20 protein-coding genes are annotated in these 21695 nt (G+C 43.6%); 6 read left to right on the top strand and 14 right to left on the bottom strand.

Translation table 11 applies throughout. The annotated features are described in order from the left end of the window. Positions 1-37: 37 nt before the first annotated feature. The 4 genes from GJU87_RS18430 to GJU87_RS18415 all read left to right on the top strand — a co-directional run bounded on the left by GJU87_RS18430 (position 38) and on the right by GJU87_RS18415 (position 4810). The gene (locus tag GJU87_RS18430) at positions 38-2869 is read left to right on the top strand and encodes a TonB-dependent receptor (protein ID WP_153640816.1); all 2832 of its coding nucleotides are present in this window, start codon (positions 38-40) and stop codon (positions 2867-2869) included. Positions 2870-2887: 18 nt separating this feature from the next. Next, positions 2888-3364, top strand: coding sequence for a hypothetical protein (locus GJU87_RS18425; protein ID WP_153640815.1), 477 nt, complete (start codon positions 2888-2890; stop codon positions 3362-3364). A gap of 291 nt (positions 3365-3655) precedes the next feature. Beyond that, entirely contained in the window at positions 3656-4012 is a 357-nt protein-coding gene (locus tag GJU87_RS18420) for a carboxypeptidase-like regulatory domain-containing protein (protein WP_153640814.1), read from the top strand. Between the two features lie 339 nt (positions 4013-4351). Then, complete coding sequence (locus tag GJU87_RS18415; protein WP_153640813.1) at positions 4352-4810, top strand: toxin-antitoxin system YwqK family antitoxin; 459 nt, start codon at positions 4352-4354, stop codon at positions 4808-4810. An 84-nt stretch (positions 4811-4894) separates the two neighbouring features. On the opposite strand, the gene GJU87_RS18410 is transcribed toward GJU87_RS18415, so the two are convergent. The 4 genes from GJU87_RS18410 to GJU87_RS18395 all read right to left on the bottom strand — a co-directional run bounded on the left by GJU87_RS18410 (position 4895) and on the right by GJU87_RS18395 (position 10863). Continuing rightward, on the bottom strand, positions 4895-5554 hold the full coding sequence (locus GJU87_RS18410) for a lipoprotein signal peptidase (protein WP_153640812.1): 660 nt from the start codon (positions 5552-5554) through the stop codon (positions 4895-4897). 114 nt (positions 5555-5668) lie between these two features. Continuing rightward, entirely contained in the window at positions 5669-6046 is a 378-nt protein-coding gene (locus GJU87_RS18405) for a TraR/DksA C4-type zinc finger protein (RefSeq protein WP_025862658.1), read from the bottom strand. A 93-nt stretch (positions 6047-6139) separates the two neighbouring features. Further along, positions 6140-9580, bottom strand: a complete 3441-nt coding sequence (ileS, locus tag GJU87_RS18400) for an isoleucine--tRNA ligase (protein ID WP_153640811.1) — start codon at positions 9578-9580, stop codon at positions 6140-6142. Positions 9581-10002: 422 nt separating this feature from the next. Then, positions 10003-10863, bottom strand: a complete 861-nt coding sequence (locus GJU87_RS18395) for a LytTR family DNA-binding domain-containing protein (protein WP_153640810.1) — start codon at positions 10861-10863, stop codon at positions 10003-10005. Between the two features lie 341 nt (positions 10864-11204). Here GJU87_RS18395 and GJU87_RS18390 point away from each other — a divergent pair, with 341 nt between their 5' ends. Then, positions 11205-12380 carry a DUF6051 family protein gene (locus tag GJU87_RS18390; RefSeq protein ID WP_153640809.1) on the top strand — a complete coding sequence of 392 codons (1176 nt, stop codon included), beginning with the start codon at positions 11205-11207 and terminating at the stop codon, positions 12378-12380. A gap of 19 nt (positions 12381-12399) precedes the next feature. On the opposite strand, the gene folK is transcribed toward GJU87_RS18390, so the two are convergent. From folK to GJU87_RS18355, 7 genes are all read right to left on the bottom strand, one after another. Further along, positions 12400-12777 (bottom strand): 2-amino-4-hydroxy-6-hydroxymethyldihydropteridine diphosphokinase, encoded by a 378-nt coding sequence (gene folK, locus GJU87_RS18385; protein ID WP_153640808.1) that lies wholly within the window; start codon positions 12775-12777, stop codon positions 12400-12402. Further along, positions 12774-13124 (bottom strand): dihydroneopterin aldolase, encoded by a 351-nt coding sequence (locus GJU87_RS18380; RefSeq protein WP_153640807.1) that lies wholly within the window; start codon positions 13122-13124, stop codon positions 12774-12776. The genes folK and GJU87_RS18380 overlap by 4 nt, the downstream gene beginning before the upstream one ends. Before the next feature lie 73 nt (positions 13125-13197). After that, a complete protein-coding gene (locus tag GJU87_RS18375) occupies positions 13198-13917 on the bottom strand; it encodes an SDR family NAD(P)-dependent oxidoreductase (RefSeq protein WP_153640806.1) in 720 nt (239 codons plus the stop codon). A gap of 84 nt (positions 13918-14001) precedes the next feature. Further along, positions 14002-14712 carry a pirin family protein gene (locus tag GJU87_RS18370; RefSeq protein ID WP_153640805.1) on the bottom strand — a complete coding sequence of 237 codons (711 nt, stop codon included), beginning with the start codon at positions 14710-14712 and terminating at the stop codon, positions 14002-14004. 27 nt (positions 14713-14739) lie between these two features. Beyond that, positions 14740-15342 carry a YceI family protein gene (locus tag GJU87_RS18365; RefSeq protein WP_228492052.1) on the bottom strand — a complete coding sequence of 201 codons (603 nt, stop codon included), beginning with the start codon at positions 15340-15342 and terminating at the stop codon, positions 14740-14742. Between the two features lie 83 nt (positions 15343-15425). Next, positions 15426-16316, bottom strand: a complete 891-nt coding sequence (locus GJU87_RS18360) for a helix-turn-helix domain-containing protein (RefSeq protein ID WP_153640804.1) — start codon at positions 16314-16316, stop codon at positions 15426-15428. A 3-nt stretch (positions 16317-16319) separates the two neighbouring features. Then, positions 16320-16733: an OsmC family protein gene (locus tag GJU87_RS18355; protein WP_153640803.1), complete on the bottom strand. Its 414-nt coding sequence runs from the start codon at positions 16731-16733 to the stop codon at positions 16320-16322. Between the two features lie 183 nt (positions 16734-16916). Between GJU87_RS18355 and GJU87_RS18350 the strand changes: the two genes are divergently transcribed. Then, entirely contained in the window at positions 16917-17534 is a 618-nt protein-coding gene (locus GJU87_RS18350; protein WP_228492051.1) for a Crp/Fnr family transcriptional regulator, read from the top strand. A 274-nt stretch (positions 17535-17808) separates the two neighbouring features. On the opposite strand, the gene GJU87_RS18345 is transcribed toward GJU87_RS18350, so the two are convergent. The 3 genes from GJU87_RS18345 to GJU87_RS18335 all read right to left on the bottom strand — a co-directional run bounded on the left by GJU87_RS18345 (position 17809) and on the right by GJU87_RS18335 (position 21668). After that, complete coding sequence (locus GJU87_RS18345) at positions 17809-18969, bottom strand: murein hydrolase activator EnvC (protein WP_228492050.1); 1161 nt, start codon at positions 18967-18969, stop codon at positions 17809-17811. Between the two features lie 45 nt (positions 18970-19014). Continuing rightward, positions 19015-19779 carry a DUF4292 domain-containing protein gene (locus GJU87_RS18340; RefSeq protein ID WP_153640800.1) on the bottom strand — a complete coding sequence of 255 codons (765 nt, stop codon included), beginning with the start codon at positions 19777-19779 and terminating at the stop codon, positions 19015-19017. Between the two features lie 119 nt (positions 19780-19898). After that, complete coding sequence (locus GJU87_RS18335) at positions 19899-21668, bottom strand: tetratricopeptide repeat protein (protein WP_153640799.1); 1770 nt, start codon at positions 21666-21668, stop codon at positions 19899-19901. Between the last annotated feature and the right edge of the window lie 27 nt (positions 21669-21695).

The raw sequence follows: 21695 nt of genomic DNA, 5'->3' as shown, positions 1-21695 counted from the left end.
CAAATTTTATCAGTCTAAGAATTTTAACAGATTTATTATGAATTTCAAGCATGCTGTATTAAGTCTAATGTTGGTAATTGGTAGTGTTTTTTCTGCCTTTGCCCAAACAACAGGGTCCGTCCGGCTGACAGTGGTTGATGACAAAACCGGAGAGACATTGATTGGGGCAACGGTAATGATTGAAGGAACCTCGAAAGGAACCATTACCGATTTTGATGGAATTGCCACACTAAACAATATAAACGCTGGCACATACAATGTCAGGGTTTCATACATTTCATACCAAACCACCGTCATTTCCGATGTAAAAGTTGAAGCTGGTAACGCGGAAGAGTTGATCGTCCACTTGAAACCGGCCGATCTCGAAATCAATGAAGTTGTTATTACCGCTAAAGCGGCCAAAAACAGCGAAAATGCCCTACTCACGCTACAACGCAAATCACCCAAACTTTTCGACGCCATTACCGCTGATCAATTTTCACGCATGGGCGTGAGTGATGCAGCCGGCGCTCTGAAAAAGGTAACCGGTGTCACCATTACATCAGGAAAATATGTATTTGTCAGGGGATTGGGTGACCGCTATAGTAAATCGGTACTGAACGGTTCCGACGTTCCAAGTCTTGACCCGAACAAAAACTCGGTTCAGCTCGACTTGTTCCCAACAAACCTGATTGACAACATCATCGTTTATAAAACATTTACTCCCGACCTTCCGGGCGATTTCACCGGAGGATTGGTAGACATCACGACAAAGGATTTTCCGACTTCCTTTAACCTGACATTTTCAGCCGGACTCGAATACAATCCGCAAGCCAATTTTAACAGTGATTTTCTGGCCCCAAAAGGAAGTTCAACCGACTTCCTGGGATATGATAACGGCTTCCGGGCCTTACCGAAAGAAATTGCACAGTACAGTGCCAGTGATTTCCCCGATCCGTACCTCAATAAGAATGAAATCACGTCTGTTTCACGTGCGTTTAAAAACCGCCAATTCAATCCGGGAAAAGCCTCACAGTTTCTGAATCACAGCTTCAGCTTCTCGGTAGGTGACCAGGTGAAACTTTTTGGTAAACCGCTCGGATACATTTTCGGACTGTCGTACAACCGAAAATATTCAAACTATACTGATGGTGTTCAAAATTCCTACGAGGGAATTAGTGAAGGACAAACCACGCTGAACCGTGACATTCACATGGCTACAACCGAACATAAATCGGAGGATGAAGTGTTACTTGGAGCCATGTTCAACACCTCATACAAGTTCAACAATAACAACAAAATTGGCTTGAGTCTGATGACCAACCAAAGTGGAACAAATGATGCTCGTTATCAGGACGGTTACTTGCTGGATGCCAACCCCGACTCAACAACCCACTTGCAAAACCGCGCTATCACCTACACGCAACGGGCTTTCCGTAACGGACAGCTTCGGGGTGAACATGTGTTTCCGCACCTGAACAACCTGAGTGTAAAATGGAGCAACTCATTCACTCTTTCTTCCATCAAGCAGCCCGACACGCGAATGATCAGGAACCAATACACGATCAATCAACAGGGAGACACCCTTTATTATATGGGAAACCTTGACCGTCCGTCCCGCTTTTATCGTGACCTGAAGGAGATCAACAACAGTTCAAAACTCGATTTTACCCTTCCGGCGAAATTGTTTGGCGGACGCGATTCAAAGATCAAATTCGGTGGTTTGTATACCTACAAAAACCGTGAATTCCGGGAAAATATTTACCAGTACAATATCCAATCGAATAAAAATTTCGACGGTGATATCAGCGTCTTCTTTCAGGACCAGAATCTCGGTTACGTAGACGGAACGCTGAAAAACTACCTGATGATGATCAACATCGACGGCAACAACTTCGATGCTTACCAACGTTTGTTCGCGGGTTACGCAATGATTGAAAGTCCGATTGCGAAGAAACTGAATCTGACGGCTGGTGTCCGGATGGAAAAAACCGATATGGAACTGCGCGCCTTTAACGATTCGACAGGTACGATTAAGACCAATGACCTGCTTCCTTCGATTGCGCTGACCTATAATATCAACGACAAAACCAATATTCGCGCTTCTGCCAACCGCACGTTGGCACGCCCTTCATTCAGGGAGTTTGCGCCGCTGGCTACGTATGATTTTTTCGGTGGATACATTCAGAACGGTAATCCCGATCTGAAACGTACATTGGTAAACAACTTCGACCTGCGCTGGGAAAAATACCCAAGCCCGGGAGAATACCTGTCGGCAAGTCTGTTCTATAAAAAGTTCTATAACCCGATTGAGAACGCACAGTTGCCACGTGCCGGAGGATCAACCAGTCAGTTCCAGTTTAAAAACGTTGACAAATCGACCTTATACGGTGCGGAGATTGAAATCAGAAAGAACCTCGGCTCACTTACGGAAGCACTGAAGAATTTCCGTATTGCAGCGAACTACACCTACGTTTACTCTTACGTGAATGTCACTCCGGAAGAGTTGGTAGCCATCCGCGCCTGGAACCCGGGAGCCAGCGATACGCGGCCGATGTATGACCAGGCGCCGTATACATTCAACGCCAGTTTATCATATGATAATCTGGAAAAAGGCTGGGAATCGACCCTGAGTTATAACGTCAGCGGCAAACGGCTGATCGTTTACCAGATTGACTTACCGTCGATTTACCTACAGCCAATGCCGGACATGAATTTTACTTTGAGAAAGAATTTGTCGAAGCGGGTTTCTGTGATGTTTAAGGCCAAAAACATTCTGGACAATACCTATAAAGAGCAAATCACGCTCGGAGACAACATTTATTACACAACCAAATATCAGCTTGGGCGGACCTATGCTGTTTCGTTCAGCTATAACTTAAGTAAATAGAAAAAACAGATAAATCAAATGAAGAAATTTGTTCAAATTTTCATTTTTACCCTGCTTGTAGGACTCATGTTCGCCTGCAACCCGCAAAAGCAAAATAACGGGCTCATTTTCGATGCAAAGCTGTTTAAAGGACATCCGGATACAACGGAAGTCAAAAAGCTGTTGGATGCCCGGCCGGACACCGCCTTCTACCGCTTACTTTTCGGTCGACCGAGATACATTCAGATGTATGATGCTCTCGACTCTACAGAATTTCGGTTCAAGCATAATAAGCTAATTGAGATCATTGTGCACAAGCCCACAGTCGCCTACAGTGCCGAAAGCGTCACCCGCTTCGGTTTGCCATTTAAATCGGCAACCAGTCGGGATACCAGTGCTTATATTATGTGGAAAAACGTTTATCCGCAATATCCGGTTGTGAATTTTTACCTGGTCGGGAATAAGCCAAACGGGAACGAAAAGGCTTTCAAAATATACTTCAAACTGAAGGACTAAAACACCACTGTTTATGCTTTCAATTTATTTATACAGCATGCGGAATTGTAAAATTCTATCGAATTGACAGCGCTTAAACAGCACGAATGAACCAGCATCCCAACCGGGTCTGGTTCATTCTTAAGAACTGAAAACGCCGGCATCCTAAAACAGAGCCGACGTTTTTCAGTTACCCTCATTCCTAACTCAGTAACCGAGCCTTATATATTAATCTTAATCGGATCTTCACATCTTTGTAACCGCTTTGTAACCTTTTACCCATACTTTTCCTGTTGAATAAACACAAGCGAGATGAAAAAATTTGTTTTATCAGTTTTATTGATTGGAAGCACCGTTTTTGCGATGGCTGCCAATAAGGAAAGTAAGTCAGAAAATACCTCTACCGGGAAGGCTTTCGTAACAGAGCTCTCAGGAGAAATTGTAGACACCAAAACCAACGAAACCCTGGTTGGCGTAAAAGTGTCAATTGACGGAACTGATAAGGTTGCTTACACCGATTTTGACGGAAAATACCATTTCGATAATTTGAAACCGGGCACATATAACCTGACAGCTTCCTACATTTCGTACGAAAACAAAACCGTTGAAAATATTGTGCTCACTCCAAAAGCCAATGAAGTTGATTTTAGTTTGAAGAACCCGAACTAAATTTATTTCAAAATCATTCGACCCGTTCTGTTGCCCCGGAGCGGGTTTTTTTATTGAATTTTCTGACCCAATTCGCATTCGTTTCGCAGTTTTTAGCTCCCTCCGTCTCACCATTTCACGGCAAATAAGCTGCTTCTAAAACTCTCACTCTATATGTTATGTTGCATAAATATTTAATATTTAACTTGAAATATCTCTTTATAGACACATTCCATATTTTATCAATTTCATTTTGAAATAATTATTTAACATTAATTTTTTGTTAACCAAAAATCAACTCAGTTAACTTTTACTTAACTTTAGCATAATAAAAACACGTAACGAGATAAGGAGGCTGTTATGAAGAAGTTAATTGGATTGATCGCGATATTGTTTTTCCTCTTACCCAATACATTTGCCCAGGAAGTCAGTAAAGTAGACGGTATATACTTTGCCGATTCAAAGCCTTACACCGGCGAATACACCCAGTACTACGACAATGGAAATCCGAAAACAAAGATGAACCTGAAAGATGGTTTAAAGGATGGAAAAGCAAAAATCTATTTCGAAGATGGCAAACTGAAAGGTATTTGCTCATACAAAAACAACGAAATGGACGGAACCTGGGTTACTTACAACCAGCAGGGAGTAAAGGTCGCCATCGCTAATTATAAAAACGGAGAAAAGAACGGTGATTGGAAAATCTGGGACGACCAGGGAAACCTCATTTATGAAATGAACTATGTGAACGGACAGAAATCGGGCACATGGAAAAAATATGGCTCAGAAGGAAAACTATTGAGCGAAAGAACTTTTTAATGATTCTCTGAATCTTAAAAATTCGGGTAAATAGATTACATCTTATGGAATGAAAAAGCCGGTGAAACACCGGCTTTTTCTATGTCAATTCACCTCTATATTTTCAGTTGTGGAAGCTTCAGGAGCCTCAACGGTTGCGGGCTGACGGTCAAAAAAACGGCGATAAAAAAGCAGAATCAAAAAGATTCCAACAGTAATTGACGAGTCAGCGAGGTTGAAAACCGGTCGGAAAAAGATAAACTGCTGTCCACCCCAGAACGGGAACCACATCGGGTAGTGTCCCTCCAGAATGGGGAAATAAAGCATATCGACCACCCTACCGTGAAGGAATGTGGAATAACCACCTCCGGGAGGGAATAGTGTAGCCACTTGTCCATAGCTATCGCTGAAAATCATTCCGTAAAAAGCACTATCGATAATATTACCAATAGCACCTGCCATGATAAGAGAAACACTAACAATCAATCCAAACGGCACGTCTCTTTTCCAGAGCTTTGTCAGATACCAGCCAATACCTACCACAGCTGCTATGCGGAAAACACTCAGGAAGATTTTGCCATAATTACCGGCAAACTCGAATCCAAAAGCCATACCGTTATTCTCCACAAAGTGAATGACAAACCATTTCCCAAAAACGGAAAATTCCTGTCCAAGCATCATATGCGTCTTCACCCAAAACTTCAACGTCTGATCGGCCAGCAAAATCAGAAAGACAATCAACAACGAACTGGTTTTCTTACCCATTATCCTAAATTTTCAACAAACCATTAAAAAAAATCCGGAGCGCAGAATTCCACCCCGGACAAAATAAGTCATTTATTTTTTACAACCTTCATCCAGTTACCTCTGCACGAACAATTACCGTTGCTTGTTTTTTGCATCGATACTGAGCGTAGCATGAGGAACAGCACGCAGTCGTTCTTTCGAAATCAATTTTCCTGTTTCGCGGCAAATACCGTAGGTTTTATTTTCAATACGGATTAATGCAGCTTCGAGGTGCTGAATGAATTTTTGCTGACGTTGAGCTAATTTACCGGCTTCTTCTTTAGAAAGGGTTGCAGCTCCTTCTTCCAGCACTTTAAATGTAGGCGAAGTGTCTTGCGTGTCGTTTCCGTCACCATGGGTAATAGCATTACGGTACAACTCGTAATCCTTCCGCGCTTTCTCAAGTTTCTTCAGAATGATATCCTTGAACTCGGCCAATTCTTCATCTGAATATCGCATTTTTTCAGCCATAATGTAAAAGTATTAAGGTGAATACAGGCTTAAAATAAGCTGACTAATATAACTTTTTTCAGCTTATATTTCCATGGCTGATAACATGGGAAATTATTTTCCCACCTTCTCAACCATAATATAGGTTTCGACTCCTTTATCAATTTCAACCAGTCTGGCCTTTTCATCCTCAATGGCATCCACCAGTTCGAGATTCGAAGCCAATGTCTGGTTACTGATGTAATCACTAAAATTATTGACCGCTTCATTAATCTCGTCCTGACGAGCAATTCGAAGGTTAATCTTATCGGTTACCTCAAAATCACTTTCCTTCCGGAGATTCTGAATACGGTTGATGAACTCACGGGCAATTCCTTCCTGTCGCAATTCAGGCGACACCTCGATATCCAGGGCAACTGTCAGGCCGCCTTCACTGGCAACCAACCAACCCGGAATATCTTCCGAAAGAATTTCAACATCTTCCAGTCCGAGATGAACGTTTTCGTCGCCAACGACGAGCTCATAAGCGCTCTCTTTTTCGAAACGAGCAATATCTTCCTGCGTCATCTGGTTAATGGCAGCAGCAATCTGCTTCATGATTTTTCCGTATTTCGGACCTAATGTCTTGAAATTCGGCTTTATCTTTTTCTTGATAATACCGGCTGTATCATCAATATATTCAACTTCCTTAACGTTGACTTCCGTCAGAATAATATCGCGAACAGCGTCGAATTGTTCACGGAAATGTTCACTCAAAACCGGAACCATGATTTTGGCCAGCGGCTGACGCACTTTCAGTTTTTCCTTCCGGCGAAGGCCGAGAATCATAGATGAAACCTTTTGTGCAATATCCATCCGTTCTTCCAGCGACTTGTCGATAAGCGAACTGTCTGCTTTCGGGAATTCAGTCAGGTGAACCGAACTGTCCTCATCACGGCCTGTTACCGCATTCAGGTCACGGAACAACTGTTCCATATAGAATGGTGCGATAGGAGCAGCCAATTTGGCAACTGTTTCCAGGCAGGTATAAAGCGTCTGGTATGCCGAAATCTTGTCGGTACCATACTCACCACCCCAAAAACGTTTCCGGCTCAAACGCACGTACCAGTTCGACAAATTCTCGGTAACAAATTCCGATATCGCACGACCGGCGCGGGTTGGCTCGTAGCTTTCCAACGCGTCGCTCACTTCCAGTACCAAACTGTTCAGCAGCGACAAAATCCAGCGGTCAATTTCGGGGCGTTCAGTAGCGGCTACTTCCGGCTCGCTGTAACTAAAGCCATCCACATTCGCGTAAAGCGAGAAGAAGCTGTAGGTATTGTACAACGTTCCGAAGAACTTGCGGCGTACCTCTTCCACACCTGCAATATCGAATTTCAGGTTGTCCCACGGTTGCGAGTTGGTCAGCATGTACCAACGCAACGGATCAGAACCATATTTCTCAATCGATTCAAACGGATCGACCGCATTGCCGAGTCGCTTCGACATCTTGTTTCCTTTGGCATCGAGAACGAGACCGTTGGAAATAATATTCTTGAATGCAACTGACTTCTTCGTCATGGTTGCAATAGCATGCAATGTAAAGAACCATCCACGCGTCTGGTCAACACCTTCCGCGATGAAGTCAGCCGGAAACACCTGCTCGAAGATTTCTTTGTTTTCGAACGGGTAGTGCATCTGCGCAAACGGCATAGCTCCCGAATCGAACCAAACGTCAATCAAATCGGGCTCGCGGAACATTTTCTCACCTTTAGCCGAAACCAGTACGATGTTGTCGACATACGGACGGTGCAAATCGATTTTGTCGTAATTCTCTTTCGAGTAGTCACCCGGAACAAATCCTTTGTAAGGATTCTTCTCCATGAATCCGGCAGCAACAGCCTTTTCAATTTCTCCATAAAGCTCTTCTACCGAACCAATACACTTCTCTTCAGATCCATCTTCCGTACGCCAGATAGGCAACGGAGTTCCCCAGTAACGCGAACGCGACAGGTTCCAGTCAACCAGGTTTTCCAGCCAGTTACCAAAACGGCCGGTTCCGGTCGATTTCGGTTTCCAGTTGATGGTATTATTCAGTTCGATCAAATCATCACGAACCGCTGTGGTCCGGATAAACCATGAATCAAGCGGGTAGTAGAGCACCGGCTTATCGGTACGCCAACAGTGCGGATAGTTGTGCTCGTGCTTTTCGACACGGAAGGCTTTGTTTTCCTTCTTCAGCATAACCGAAATATCCACATCCAGAGTTGCATCATCGTCGGCCAGACTTTCGTCGTACGCATTTTTCACATATCGTCCGGCATATTCTGCATACAACTCTGTATTGACATTCTCGTCAACAAACGATGTATCCAGATCTTCGGTACGGAAAAAGCGTCCTTTTTTATCAACCATCGGCTGGCGACGCCCTTCGTTGTCAATCAAAATCAACGGAGCAATTCCGGATTTTTTCGCTACACGGTCGTCATCCGCACCAAACGTAGGCGCGATGTGCACAATTCCGGTACCATCCGCGGTCGTCACAAAATCACCAGTGATCACGCGGAACGCATCTCCCATCGGTTTTACCCATGGGATTAATTGCTCGTAAGCTGTTCCTTCCAAATCGGCACCTGTAAATTCGGCTGTGATTTTAAAAGGTATCTTTTTGTCGCCGGGTTGATAATCTTCCAGCGATAGTTCTTCATTCTTTTCAGGAAAATAGCTTCTCAGCAGATCCTTGGCCAACACAACCGTTACCGGAATACCGGTGTACGGATTGAAGGTTTCTACCCGGACATACCGGATCTTTTCACCAACAGCCAGTGCGGTGTTCGAAGGTAACGTCCAGGGCGTAGTGGTCCAGGCCAGGAAGAATAACTCCGTATCAACGCTGTCGAAAAGTTTTTCCGACTTACCGTCACGAACAACCTTAAACTGAGCCACACAAGTAGTGTCTTTCACATCGCGGTAGCACCCCGGCTGGTTCAACTCATGTGAGCTCAATCCGGTTCCGGCAGCAGGAGAATACGGCTGAATGGTGTACCCTTTGTACAACATATCCTTGTCGTACAGTTGGCGCAACAACCACCAAAGCGTTTCGATGTAACGGTTATCGTACGTGATGTACGGGTCATCCATGTTCACCCAGTAACCCATTTTGCGGGTCAGCTCTTCCCACATGTCGGTGTATTTCATCACCTCTTTGCGGCAGGCAGCATTGTATTCCTCAACGGTAATGCTCTTACCAATATCTTCCTTGGTTATGCCCAGCATTTTCTCAACGCCCAGTTCAACAGGAAGTCCATGTGTATCCCAGCCGGCTTTCCGTTTTACCAGGTAACCCTGTTGGGTTTTGTAGCGGCAAAAAACATCTTTGATAGCGCGGGCCATTACGTGGTGAATACCCGGCTGACCATTGGCAGAAGGCGGACCTTCGTAGAACACGAATGTCGGACGTCCTTCACGGGTCGACATGGATTTATGAAACGTATCGTCCTGCTCCCAATAGCTCAGAACATCCTTGTTTATTTGCGATAGATCAAACTCTTTATATTCCCTGAATTTCCTCGTCATAATGATTGAAAACCTCCGGTTTTTAAAAGTCTACAAATATAGGAAAATTTTTATTGAAGCTCAGATGTTTTATGGCTTTCCAAATGGGTTTAAAGTGTACAATTTTCTTTGGAAAATATTGAGAACTTCAGGTGGCCGTAGTTTATCATAAAACCTAAATTCAATTTTCCATCAGAGCTTTTGCAAAAGCAATTTTGTTCTCAAAAAATAAGATCTGTTCCGACAGCAAAAACTTCTACGTATAAGTTCGTAAACTTCTACTGTTCTTTTTGAAAACTTCTACTTATAAGTGAACAGTACTTCTACTTAGAAAGATGGAAAAAGAACAGTAGAAAGATTTCCACTTCTCTTGTTCTTTTGTATAAGAGAATAAAAGGGCGTGCAATAAAAGGCTTGGAGAATGAAAAACGCCATCTGCCCAACTACAAAGATTGACTGGCAGAAGGCAACAGATCGAGTTCGGCAATAATGACCGGCTCGTAAGTTTTCGAAACCTGGATGACTAAATTTTCCGGTCCGTTCAAATGAAGTTCCAGACCTTTCTTTCCTTTTTGCATCATCTTTACCTGCTCTATATTCGCCATGTAGGAACGGTGGCAACGTAAGATATGATGGGGTTTCATCTCGTTTTCCAGCTTTTTCAAACTGTTTCGCAACAAGTATTGCTTAATTTCACTCCGGACACGGTAATGAACCAACACATAATTTTCGCTGGCTTCGAGATAAAGCAAATCGCTTTTTTTGAGGCTCAGCCGCATCACACCGTTTTCATCCCGGAAGGGAATAAAATCGATAGCCGGTTTTCTGAGATAGTCGAACGTGAGATTTTCGAGTTTGATTTTCTTTTCCTGGAAAGCGAAAAAAAGCAAACTGATAACATACGGTATGAGGAGAATCAGTGCGGTATTCTGGATGGCAATAAACCAAAGTTCGGCATAGGTGCGCGAATCATCGAGCGCGTAATCCTCGATGAGGGCGAAAAAGGCAGCCATAATGATGATTTCAGCGGCTACCATCCAACTGTACTGCAAAATAGAAACCGACCGAACTTTATTAATCTGGTACATGATGACCCGGCTAACGATCACCACCACCATCCCCAACAACACCAACAATCCGGAATAGAGCAGAAACTGCCACTTGGTGATAGCGTACCAGTGCGCAGCGCCAAACGGCTCGTAAATATTGATAAAAGCATAGGCAAAAACCGTTGTAAAGGCAATCTGAACGTAAATATTTCTTTTACTGATGAAATATTCAGGTATGCTTTTGGGTCTTTCCATAGAACACGTACCGTGAGATTAATTTCTTCTGCTGTTAAAAGTAAACATATTCTACTTACGTGATCCGAAACCGGGTTGCTTTCCCTTCGGATCTTCGCCCCAAAACTACACTTCACGCCGAAATCCACAAAATCGGAAAAAGCATCCGCCAACTTAATCCACTATACCTCCCAAATATTCCCTGTTTTTTATCCCGAAATACGAGATTTCATCCCGAAAAAGACGATTCCATCCCAAATCCGAAGCATTGATGGCAAAGCCTCCAAAACACCGCCAACAAGTGTATGCGTTAAACTAACTTGCAACTGAAAATACTGATTATCAACCTGCATGAAAATACAATGAAAAGAGACTACACCGAGATGCAACAAATGATTGCTGCCAATTTTGTATACGATAAGCCAGAAATTCAGTTGGAAAGTTGCCCGGTGAGCATTCGGAACTTTCAGTTTCGCTCGGAGTTCCGAAAAAAGCGTAGTTGGAAGGATTTGCTTCCTGCTTCGTTATGCAATCATGAGCTATTGGGAACCAGTTATCCGGAAAATGACCAATTCTGGTACCCCGTTTTCCTTCCGGAAAAAGACAGAAAACCGGACGAAGCTATTTTGTTGCTTCACGGCCTCAATGAGCGGAGCTGGGACAAATATTTTTCGTGGGCATTTTACCTCGCGCAACACACCGGAAAAGCTGTCATTCTGTTTCCCATTGCATTTCATATGAACCGCTCGCCAAAAAAGTGGACCAATCCGAGGGAAATGAATTCGGTGGTGAAAGAACGGAAAACCAGCTCGGCAGAATTAAAAGAGCTTTCATTCGCCAACGCAGCGTTAAGTTCGCGGTTGGATGAACGTCCCGAGCAGTTTTTTATTTCAGGTGCGCAAAGTTACCAGGATGTAGTCACCTTGTTGAAACAGGTAACGAAAGGTGAACATGCGCTTTTCCCGGAAGGAACAAAGGTTGACTTTTTCGCTTATTCCATCGGAGCCTTTCTGTCGGAAATTCTCTTCCTCTCCAACCCAAAAGGATTGCTGAAAGATGCGCGACTGTTCATGTTTTGTGGCGGCCCGACTTTCGACCAGATGAACGGCGCCTCAAAATACATCATGGACAACCAGGCGTTTTTTACGCTGCGCCAAATGTTTTTCCACAAACGAAACCGGGAAATACGGGCCATTCTGAAAATGTACGGCATTCTCCGCTTTCGCGAGATGTGGAAATCATTTGTAACAATGCTTCGGATTGAGAAAAAGAAACGGAGGCGGGAACATTTTTTCAAAAAGTATAACCAGCAGATTTATTCGATAGCACTGGCTAAAGATAAAGTGATGCCGCCGGATGCCATCGACCGGACACTTCACGGAAGGAAAGGAAGTATCCCCGTTCCGATGGAAGTCCTGGATTTTCCGTTTCCATACAGTCACGAAAATCCTTTTCCGGTAAGTAATAATGGAATTGCGAAAGATGTGGACGAAAGCTTCCGGCAAGTATTCAGCAAAGCTGCAGCTTTCTTAAGTTAAAATATAAGATTGGTAGGATTCAGAGCACTTCATCGACAGCGTTCTTTAAAAACTGACGAGTATAATAATCGCGATCGACTACTTTACCGTTCCATACAACTACATCAAGGTCGATGGTTCTGGGTCCGAAACGGGGCTGTGTACGGTCCCGTTTCAACCGATCTTCAATATTTTTCAGATAAGCCGAAAATTCCACCTGCTGCATTGACGTAGAAACCTTTACGGCGCCGTTGATGAAAGCCGGCTGATCGGTAATCCCGATGGGTTCGGTTTCTACCATCGCCGACACCGATAGAAGTGTCTGCTCTTCTTCCAAAATGCGAATTGCTTCACGGATATTCTCTTCCGGGTGAATATTCGAGCCGATACCAACCACGCAAGTATTCATTTCGCTCATCTTTTTTCCTCCATTACTACGGAAACTGATTCAGCAAAACGCAGGGCATGAGGTTTGTCTACTTCAACGCGCGCCCGTTTTACCCGCTCATCTTTCATAATAAGGGAAAGAATTGTGTGCGTCAATTTTTCCAGCAGATTGAACTGACTCTCCTGCACCAGGCTTATCACCTGTTTCGTGATGGCTTTATAATCGTAAATACCATCTGGTTCGTCGGTTTCTACTGCCATTTGAGTATCGACTTCTATCTCGATATTAATCAGCACATCCTGACGATTCTTCCTTTCGTCGGGATTAAATCCAATGATGGTGCGTATGAGCAGATCTTTGATGCGTATCAGGGCCATAAAAAGGGGAATCTAAGTTAGCAGGCTAAAAATTAGCACTTCAGTAAATAAAAACAAAATGATCGGCGAAAAGTTAAAGCAATTGCTCACCGCTATCGCAGAACAAAACCTGGCCAGTCAGATTTTCGTTTTCCAAAATATAGGAAAGACTCTGTAAAACCGGCTTCAGTCCGGCCGGCTCTTTCATTGGTGTTGCCTCGGATAAATTATTCAGGTAAGCATCATCTTTTCCTTCCGGAGGAAGAACAGCACCGGGAGCAATAGCGTTTACGCGGAATGCCGGTGCCAGTTCCAGTGCACTCATTTTCGTTAGTTCCCAAAGTACTTTTTTCGATAAACTATAAGCAGCATGAGAGGAATTGTTCTTCTTTATCCGGGTATCGACCAAATTAATAATCACACCATTGTCGGCATGGTTCGCGAATTCCCTCGTGAGTATGAAAGGAGCCACGAAATTCACCTGCAGATTGCGCTGCAACATCATGGTAGAAGTATCCTTGATGGTGACGGGCTGAAAAACGGAGGCATTGTTCACCAGCAAATCGAGTCGGGCAAAAGCACTAATCACATTCGAAATCAAATTCTCCGCATCCGGAACATGATTCAGATCGGCCTGAAACAGGCGATAAGTACCGTGACTATTGATATGTTTTAACTCTCTCTTTAATTCAGCCGCCTCCGTCTCCGAATGATGAAAATGAAGCGCCAAGTCCCATCCTGACTGAGCCAGATGCAAAGCAACAGCTCGTCCGATGCGCTTGGCGCTTCCGGTAATTAAAGCCACTTTTCGCATACCTCTTCTTTTTTGTTTCCATTAAAGGTACAACGAAAGGGAGTCATATAAAAAAGGCAAAGCCTATTCCTGTATTTTCAACGATTAATTCATCGGAATTTCCATAACAAGGAATTTTGCGGGTTGCAAACTCTTCACCGAGAATTCCGAAGTATCGTAAATACCTATTCCATCGCGGCTTTTCAGCGTATCTCCATCCACTTCCAGTTCTCCGTCAATCACGAAAAGATATACACCGCTGTTGCCGGAATGCATCTGGTATTTCATTTCTTTGCCGTCATCCGTTTCGGCAAGTGAAAACCACGCATCCTGATGAACAAACAATGACTCACTGGCTCCGTCGGGCGTCACAACTGTCAGAAACTCATTTTTCATTTTTGAAGTATCGAAGCGTTTTTGGTCGTACCTCGGTGTTAGATTCCGCTCGCGCGGGAAAACCCAGATTTGAAGCAAATTCACTTCCGTATCTTTCGAAGGATTGAACTCAGAGTGTGTAATTCCCGAACCGGCTGTCATTACCTGAACTTCACCAGCTTCGATAATGGAGCCATTTCCCATACTGTCGCGGTGTTCCAATTGTCCTTCAAGCGGAATGGTGATGATTTCCATATTGTTGTGCGGATGCGTTCCAAAGCCCATTCCTGGTTTTACAATATCATCATTCAATACCCGAAGCAATCCAAACTGAATGCGGTCGGGATTATAATAGTCCGCAAAACTGAATGAATGCCAGGTATTGAGCCACCCGTGATCAAAGTGCCCACGGGTTTCAGCCCTGTGAATTACTTTTTGCATGATAATTTCCTTTCTGCTTTTTGAGCGTTAGTCCGGCTGCTGATTAGCTTCCAAACTGAATTCGAGGGTGAATACATCGTCAATCATCTTGTCACCCAGATTGGAAAAAAATGAACCGGAACCATATTTAATTCCATATTTCGTTCTGTCTACCGGCATCGTACCGGTAGCTTCCAGCTTATTCCCGGTTACCGAAATATTGGAATCGAATTCAACGGGTTTGGTAATTCCTTTAATGGTCAAGTCTCCGGTTACATGATACTGACGTCCACCTTTGGGCTCAATCTTTTTAATGACCAAACGTGAAACCGGATGCTTTTCCACGCCAAAGAAATCGTCGGAGGACAAGTGGCCAACCAGTTTTTTGTTCCAATCGGGATCGGTCAAATCCAGGTCCTTAATGGTTGTCATATCGACGACCAGGTTACCACCGACCAACTGGTTGTCTTTCACTTCCAGCTTGCCCTCTTTAAAAGCGATCGTTCCATGATGACTACCAGCCACTTTCTTACCAGTCCACTTAATGGTACTTGCGTTTGTATCGACCTGATACGATTGAGCAAAAACGGGAGCTGAGACTCCCATAAGTAAGGCCAGAATCACAGCCAGTTTATTTACCTTCATTTTCATAATTGTCAATTTTTGGTTTTTAATTAAATAACAATACAAAGGTATAACTGACTGGTATTTCAGTAAATGGACAAAAATAAGTTTTACTTGTACTTTTTACGCGAGCGTTCTCTGAAATCGGAGAGGGAAGTGCCGGTATACTTCTTAAAAAACCGGCTGAAATACGCCGGATCATCGAATCCCATTTCGACACCAATTTCTTTGATGGACAAATCGGTACTGAATAAAAGTCGCTTGACTTCAGTGATGATGCGATTCCTAATCATCTCGCCCGCCGTAATTCCGGAAGTGCGGCGGGTCACATTGTTGAGGCACGAAGGCTGCATATTCAGCCTTTCGGCATAAAAGGCTACTCCCTTCTCTTCACGGTAGTGTTTATCGATTAACGCTTTAAACTCGATGATGGACGAATTGGGAGCGTCACCGGGTTCTACCTCTTCCTTACTGTTTTGCTGCTCGTAAAGGCGGGATGCTTCCAGAAAGAACAGGTTCAACAGATTAAGGACAATACTGCGGGAAAACTTATCGTGCCGGTTGTACTCCTTCATCAGTTTGTCCACAATCATCCCGAAAGCCGGAAGGTCTTCGTCGGTAAGCGTTACCAGGCTCTTAAATGTTTGGTTAAAGAATATCTCGTATTCACGAACTGGAATATTGGAGTCGTAATTCATGCGAACAAATTCTTCATTGAAAATGAAGGTGACTCCATCGGCGTATTTATCCAAAATCATCCGATGCCGAATACCGGGCGGAACAAACAAAATGGTGTTGCCTGCCAGGGTATACTCCACAAAATCGGTGGCATGAACCACCTCGCCGGTTTTTATCCAGAAAACTGAATAATAATCGTGCAAATGGAAAGATTCCGAGTGGTTCTCTGCTTTATAATCGCAGATGGTCATCAGCTTAAAGAACCACTGGTCGTTGGTCCATCCTTTGTGTATATCCCTTCTCTCTATTGTTGGTATAACCATGTTTTACACAATTCGTATCTCCGATGTCATCTCAGCCGCGTCGCGGTATACCGCACTCACTCCACAATACTTTTCTTCAGATAACTGAACGGCTCTTTCCAGCTTGGCCAACGGAAGATCTTTTCCGCTAAACTGGTAAATCACGTGCATCTTATCGTATTTCTTCGGATGCTCATCGGTCACATTAGCTTCAACGATTACGTTAAATTTATCGGGTATAATTTTCATTTTTCGCAACATCGATATCACATCCATAGCAGTACAACCCGCTAACGCCAATAGCATGAGTTTCTTCGGGCGAGGTCCCTTGTCCGAACCGCCGTTTTCTTCCGAAGCATCAATAATAAGTCGGTGTCCGTCTAAAACCGTGTCGAAAAACATGTTTTCATGCCATGCTAAATCCACCATATGTTTCATATAATCAGGCTTTAAGTGTTATTCCAGCATTTTTAGTTATTCGAACCGTAAATTGTATATTTACGAAATCTAAAAACTATTCAATTCAATCGCTTTTTCAGAATGAGAAATTATAATGAACCTATAGAGGAGGAGGCCGATCTTTCCAAATTCCGTTTCTTTCAAACGTTAACACCTGAGGAAATGGAAAGGTTGAATTACGAAAAGACCTGTTCATTTTACAAGAAGGGAAGCGTAATCTATCGGGAAGGTAACCGGCTTACCGGATTTTACTGCATCACCCGTGGAATTCTGAAAATTTATAAAACCGGAATCGACGGCAAAGAACAGATCATCCGTTTTGTGAAGAAGGGAGATATTATCGCCTATCGTTCATTACTGAGTCAGGAATCGGCGTGTACCACTGCCAAAGTAATCGAAGATGCCGTTTTATGCCACATTCCTTATAAAACCTTGCTGTATCTGATTGATGAAAATTCGAAGTTCTCGTTAGCTATGTTGCGTATTGTTTGCGCCGAGCTGAAGGACGCCAACGATTTCATCACCGATATTGCACAGAAAACAGTTCGTGAACGTCTGGCTGAAGTATTGCTTTTGCTGAAAGATAATTTCGACCTGGATGACAATAAAACGCTGCAAATTTCGCTTACGCGGGAAGAGTTGGCCAATATGGTCGGCACGGCGACAGAATCGGTTATTCGGCTTCTTTCGGAGTTTAAACACGACCAATTGATCGAACTTCACGGAAGAAAGATACGAATCGTCGACCTGCCTGGATTAACAAGAGTAGCGAATTTGTAAAACCCACCGTAAGCCAACGGAGGATGCCGGCAACCTGAAAGAGTTGAAACCCTGTTTCGCCTGTGTTTTCCAACCTTTTACCGATCTTTTTTAATGTAAGGTCAGGATGTGAATAAACATGTCCGGATGTAATTGAAATTCGATTGCTATGTTTTTTTATTTCCATCGGGACAGAAATAAAAAAACATCCCGGTGAAAATAATTTTGGATCAGGATCTATTTTCATGAAGCCAGATATTCAGCCATTGCCGGTTGTTCGCCACAGCTTGGCAGGCTACTTCTTCACAATCCAATCCTCGGGATTTTGCTTTTTATTCTCATGCCAAATCTGGAACTTCAGAACGGTTTTGTTATCTCCCGGGTCGGTATATATTTTTCCTATTTCCTGTTTTGTCTCCACTTTTTGACCTACACGAACAAACACGTCACTCAGGTTGGAATAAACAGTCAGGTAATTTCCGTGGCGGATTATTACGGCCATGTTACCGCCTGGTATGGCCACCACCCGCGAAACGGTTCCCCTGAATATAGTCCGCGCCTTTTCGCCTGCACTGGTCGTAATATCGATACCATTATTCCGGACCATTACACGTTTCAGCACCGGATGCGGATGTTCACCAAACTCTTCGGTAATCAAGCCCCGATCAACCGGCCAGGGGAAACGTCCTTTATTTTTGCCAAAATCGGCAGACAATTCTTTTTCGGCAGGCGTCAGGCTAAAGCCTTTTTTATTCTTAGCGGCACTTTTCTTCGCCTCCTCGGCAATGATGCGCTCAATCTCTTTTTGAAGACGTTGTTCTACTTCCCGTTGTTGCTCCAGCTTTTTCTTCAGGTCACGCTGCTTTTTCTGTAAACTCGCGTAATACTGGTTTTGCTGAACCTTCTGGGTTCTCATTTGCTGCGATTCATTCCGCTTCTGCTCCAGCATCACTTCCTTTTCCTTACGGCGCTTTTCCAGGTCGGCCAATTTGGCGTCAAGAATGTCTTTCACAGCTACAATGGCTTCCACCTGTTTTTTCCGGTAATCGGCATACTGTCTTAAATAAAGAAACCTTTTATAAGCCTGGTTGAAATCCTCGGCCGACAACAAGAATAGAAGCTTGCTGTTCGCGTCAGCATTTCGACGGGCATACCGGATCATCTGGGCATAGTTGGCACGGATATTCTTTAAATCGGAAGTAAGTCCTTTGACGACAAAAGCATTATCAGAAATAGAACTGTCGAGGTAGGCAATTTCGCCGTTGATTTCGCCAATCAGTTGCGCCCGAAGCCTGATCTGCTTGTTCAGCAGCGCCAAACGGTTAAGCGAACTTTTGGCATGTTTGCTGGTCTCTTCCAGCAATTGGTTGGTATACTTAATCTCATCGGCTGTTTTTTGCCTCTTTTTCCTGAGATCGGAAAGAGACTGGGCAGACGCTGTTGCAGCAACTGCCATCACAAAAAACACAGCTATTACAAATCCCGTACACCTGTTCATATATTACTTCAGCAATATTTGTTTGTACTTCGATGGAATTCTAAACCTGAAAGATTCCGGTTCGTCAAACGAAATCCGGCTCAGTTTCACCTTCACCTTGTAACTTTCCTTTCCCTGATAATCCAGATGTATTTCTTCCGGAAACCAACGACCGTCGATCATTTCGAAATGCGAGAAATCCAGACTCATCGTACGATTATAATCAATATCGTTGAATACCAGCTTCCGTATGACAAATCTATTCGGATCGACATAAATATCTTGCCGGATTAAATGCTCTTCATCAAAACGGTTTCGATATCGCTCCAGCTTTTCTTCCTTGCGAATTACCTTCCGGAGCTTTCGGTCTTTCATCGACGAAATCCGGTACATACCATCATCGATGGCGCAGTGAAAATCACGGAAGTCGCGATCTTTCGGATCATTTCGAAACGAAAAAAGCTGGTTGGTAAAAATGGCTTCAAACATATCGAAGCCAATGTCCATCCCTAATCGCTTTGACAAATAATTCAAAGCGCCTTCGTAATATTCTCTGTCAATATAATAAACAGCCCGGAATGTATCGGGAGTAATTTCCAGTTTACCTACCGGAATGGTAGCTTTTTGCGCATTAATTTGTATTACACTGTCACGTCTGATTCGGTACGAAGCTCTGAATGAATGACTTTTACCCTCCGCCTCTACATTAACTGAAACGCGTTTTACGGCCATGGTTTCATAAGAAGGTTCATTTGCTGAAACGTTTTTCAAAATACGTCCGCAGCTCATGTGCCTGATCTTTTTTGCCGTTGTAACTTTTTCAGCCGATTTACATGAAAATAAAAGTGTTGCAATGATGCTCACCCAAATAAAACGGAATACAACTCTCCTGCTAATCTTTAACACGGTTAATTCGGATTTTCTTCGATGTAGGTTTTCTTCTTAATTTTCTCTTTCAGCGTAGGTGAGTCATTCCCCATTTCTTCGGACTTCTTCCAATTCTCCAAAGCCTTGTCCTTTTCATCAAGGAAATACAGAATATCGCCATAATGCTCAAGCAGAACCGGATTCTTATCATTATCATTCCGAATGGCAGACTCCATATAAAACTTGGCCAGGCTATAATCTTTCTTCTTGAAAAGCACCCATGCATAAGTATCCAGGAACGTGGCATTGTCGGGATTGGCTTGTACCACTTTACCGCTCAACTTTTCAGCCAACTGCAAACTATCGCTCCGCAACGAAAGATAATAAGCGTAGTTATTCATGGCCGTGTAGTTTGTCGGGTCGAGCTGAACCACCTTGTCGAACATGGCGTACGACTTCTTCAGGTCCTTCATTTTGTATAATGCCTCAGCACGATACATATAGAATTGCGAACTCAACTGATTGTTGTCGCCGACATATTGCTGTCCCTTGTCCAAAATAGAAATAACGTCCTTGTACTTTTCCATCTGTAACGCTCCAACCGCTTTCATTACATAAAGCAGAGGCTGACTGGGGAAATATTTAAGCGCGTTGTCACCGTCGGTGTACATGGCTTTCCAGTCCTGCAGATTATTGTCCAGGAAAAGCAGACGCTGCCAATACCGAATGTTGTCTTTGTTCATGCCAACCACGATGCGCATCTGATCGCGTGCCTTTTCAATCTCATTGTGCTGAACAAGGTATTCAACATACATCGCACGGGGACGCTCGTCATCCATATTGGCGTTCATCATCGCCTTCAACAACTGGAGTTCCTGCTCATCGGATACTTTGCGATTATCCTTCTGAACAATCATCACATACATTTGAATCTTGGTATCCACATCCAGATTTGGATTTTTGAATGCCATCAACAAATGGTTGTATGCTTGATCCGGTTTTCCGCTTTCGCGATAATAATTGGCCAGCGAAATCTGAACAAACCCATTATCCGGCTCTATTTGAAGAATTTTATGGTAGTTCTCTAATGCTTTTGCACTGTCGCCTTCCGCCAGATACATATCAGCCAACAAGCCGTAATAACGGGTATCTTTCGGATTCGTTTTAATCAATCCTTCAATCTCGTCAAAAGCTTCCTTCTTTTTACCCATCTTGAGGTAAAGCTGTTGCTTGGCTACTGCAATTTGTTCCAGCGGCCCGGTCGACTGCTGAAGTACATCGAAAGCTTTCAACGCATCTTCGTATTTGCCAGCTTGCGCCAATAACGAAGCATGATAATATTTGTAATCGTCGTTTCCGGGAACCAAAATAGCCAGCTGTCCATATTGGTCGGCCGCCTTATCGAACTGTTTATTTTGCTGATAAACGCGCGCCAACATCAAATGGTAATATTCATTTTCGGGATTGTTAGCAACAGCTTTTTCGAGCAACAGCATGGCGCTGGTAAAATCGCCTTTGGCGATGTGAATATTAGCCAGTTCGAACATAGCTATCGACGACGAAGGATCAATTTCGAGACAACGTGAGAAAATCGGAATAGCCTTGTCGAGATTCCCCAACGCTTTCTGTTTTAAACCTTCTATTAACAAATATTGAAATTCACGTTCCTGATCCTTGGTCACATGGGTTGTATCCTGAGTCGCCTGTTTGACAGGAGCTTTTTGCGCCACTTTTTTCGTTGTTGCACAAGATGACAAACCAACGAGGGCCAGAAACAAAACCCAATAGGTAATCGAATTTTTTCTAATCATGGTGTTAATTAATAGCACCGTGTGCCT

Source organism: Prolixibacter sp. NT017 (assembly GCF_009617875.1).
Taxonomy (GTDB): Bacteria; Bacteroidota; Bacteroidia; order Bacteroidales; family Prolixibacteraceae; genus Prolixibacter.
Note: the sequence above shows the minus strand (reverse complement) of the source record. Positions and strands in the feature narration are given on the sequence as shown.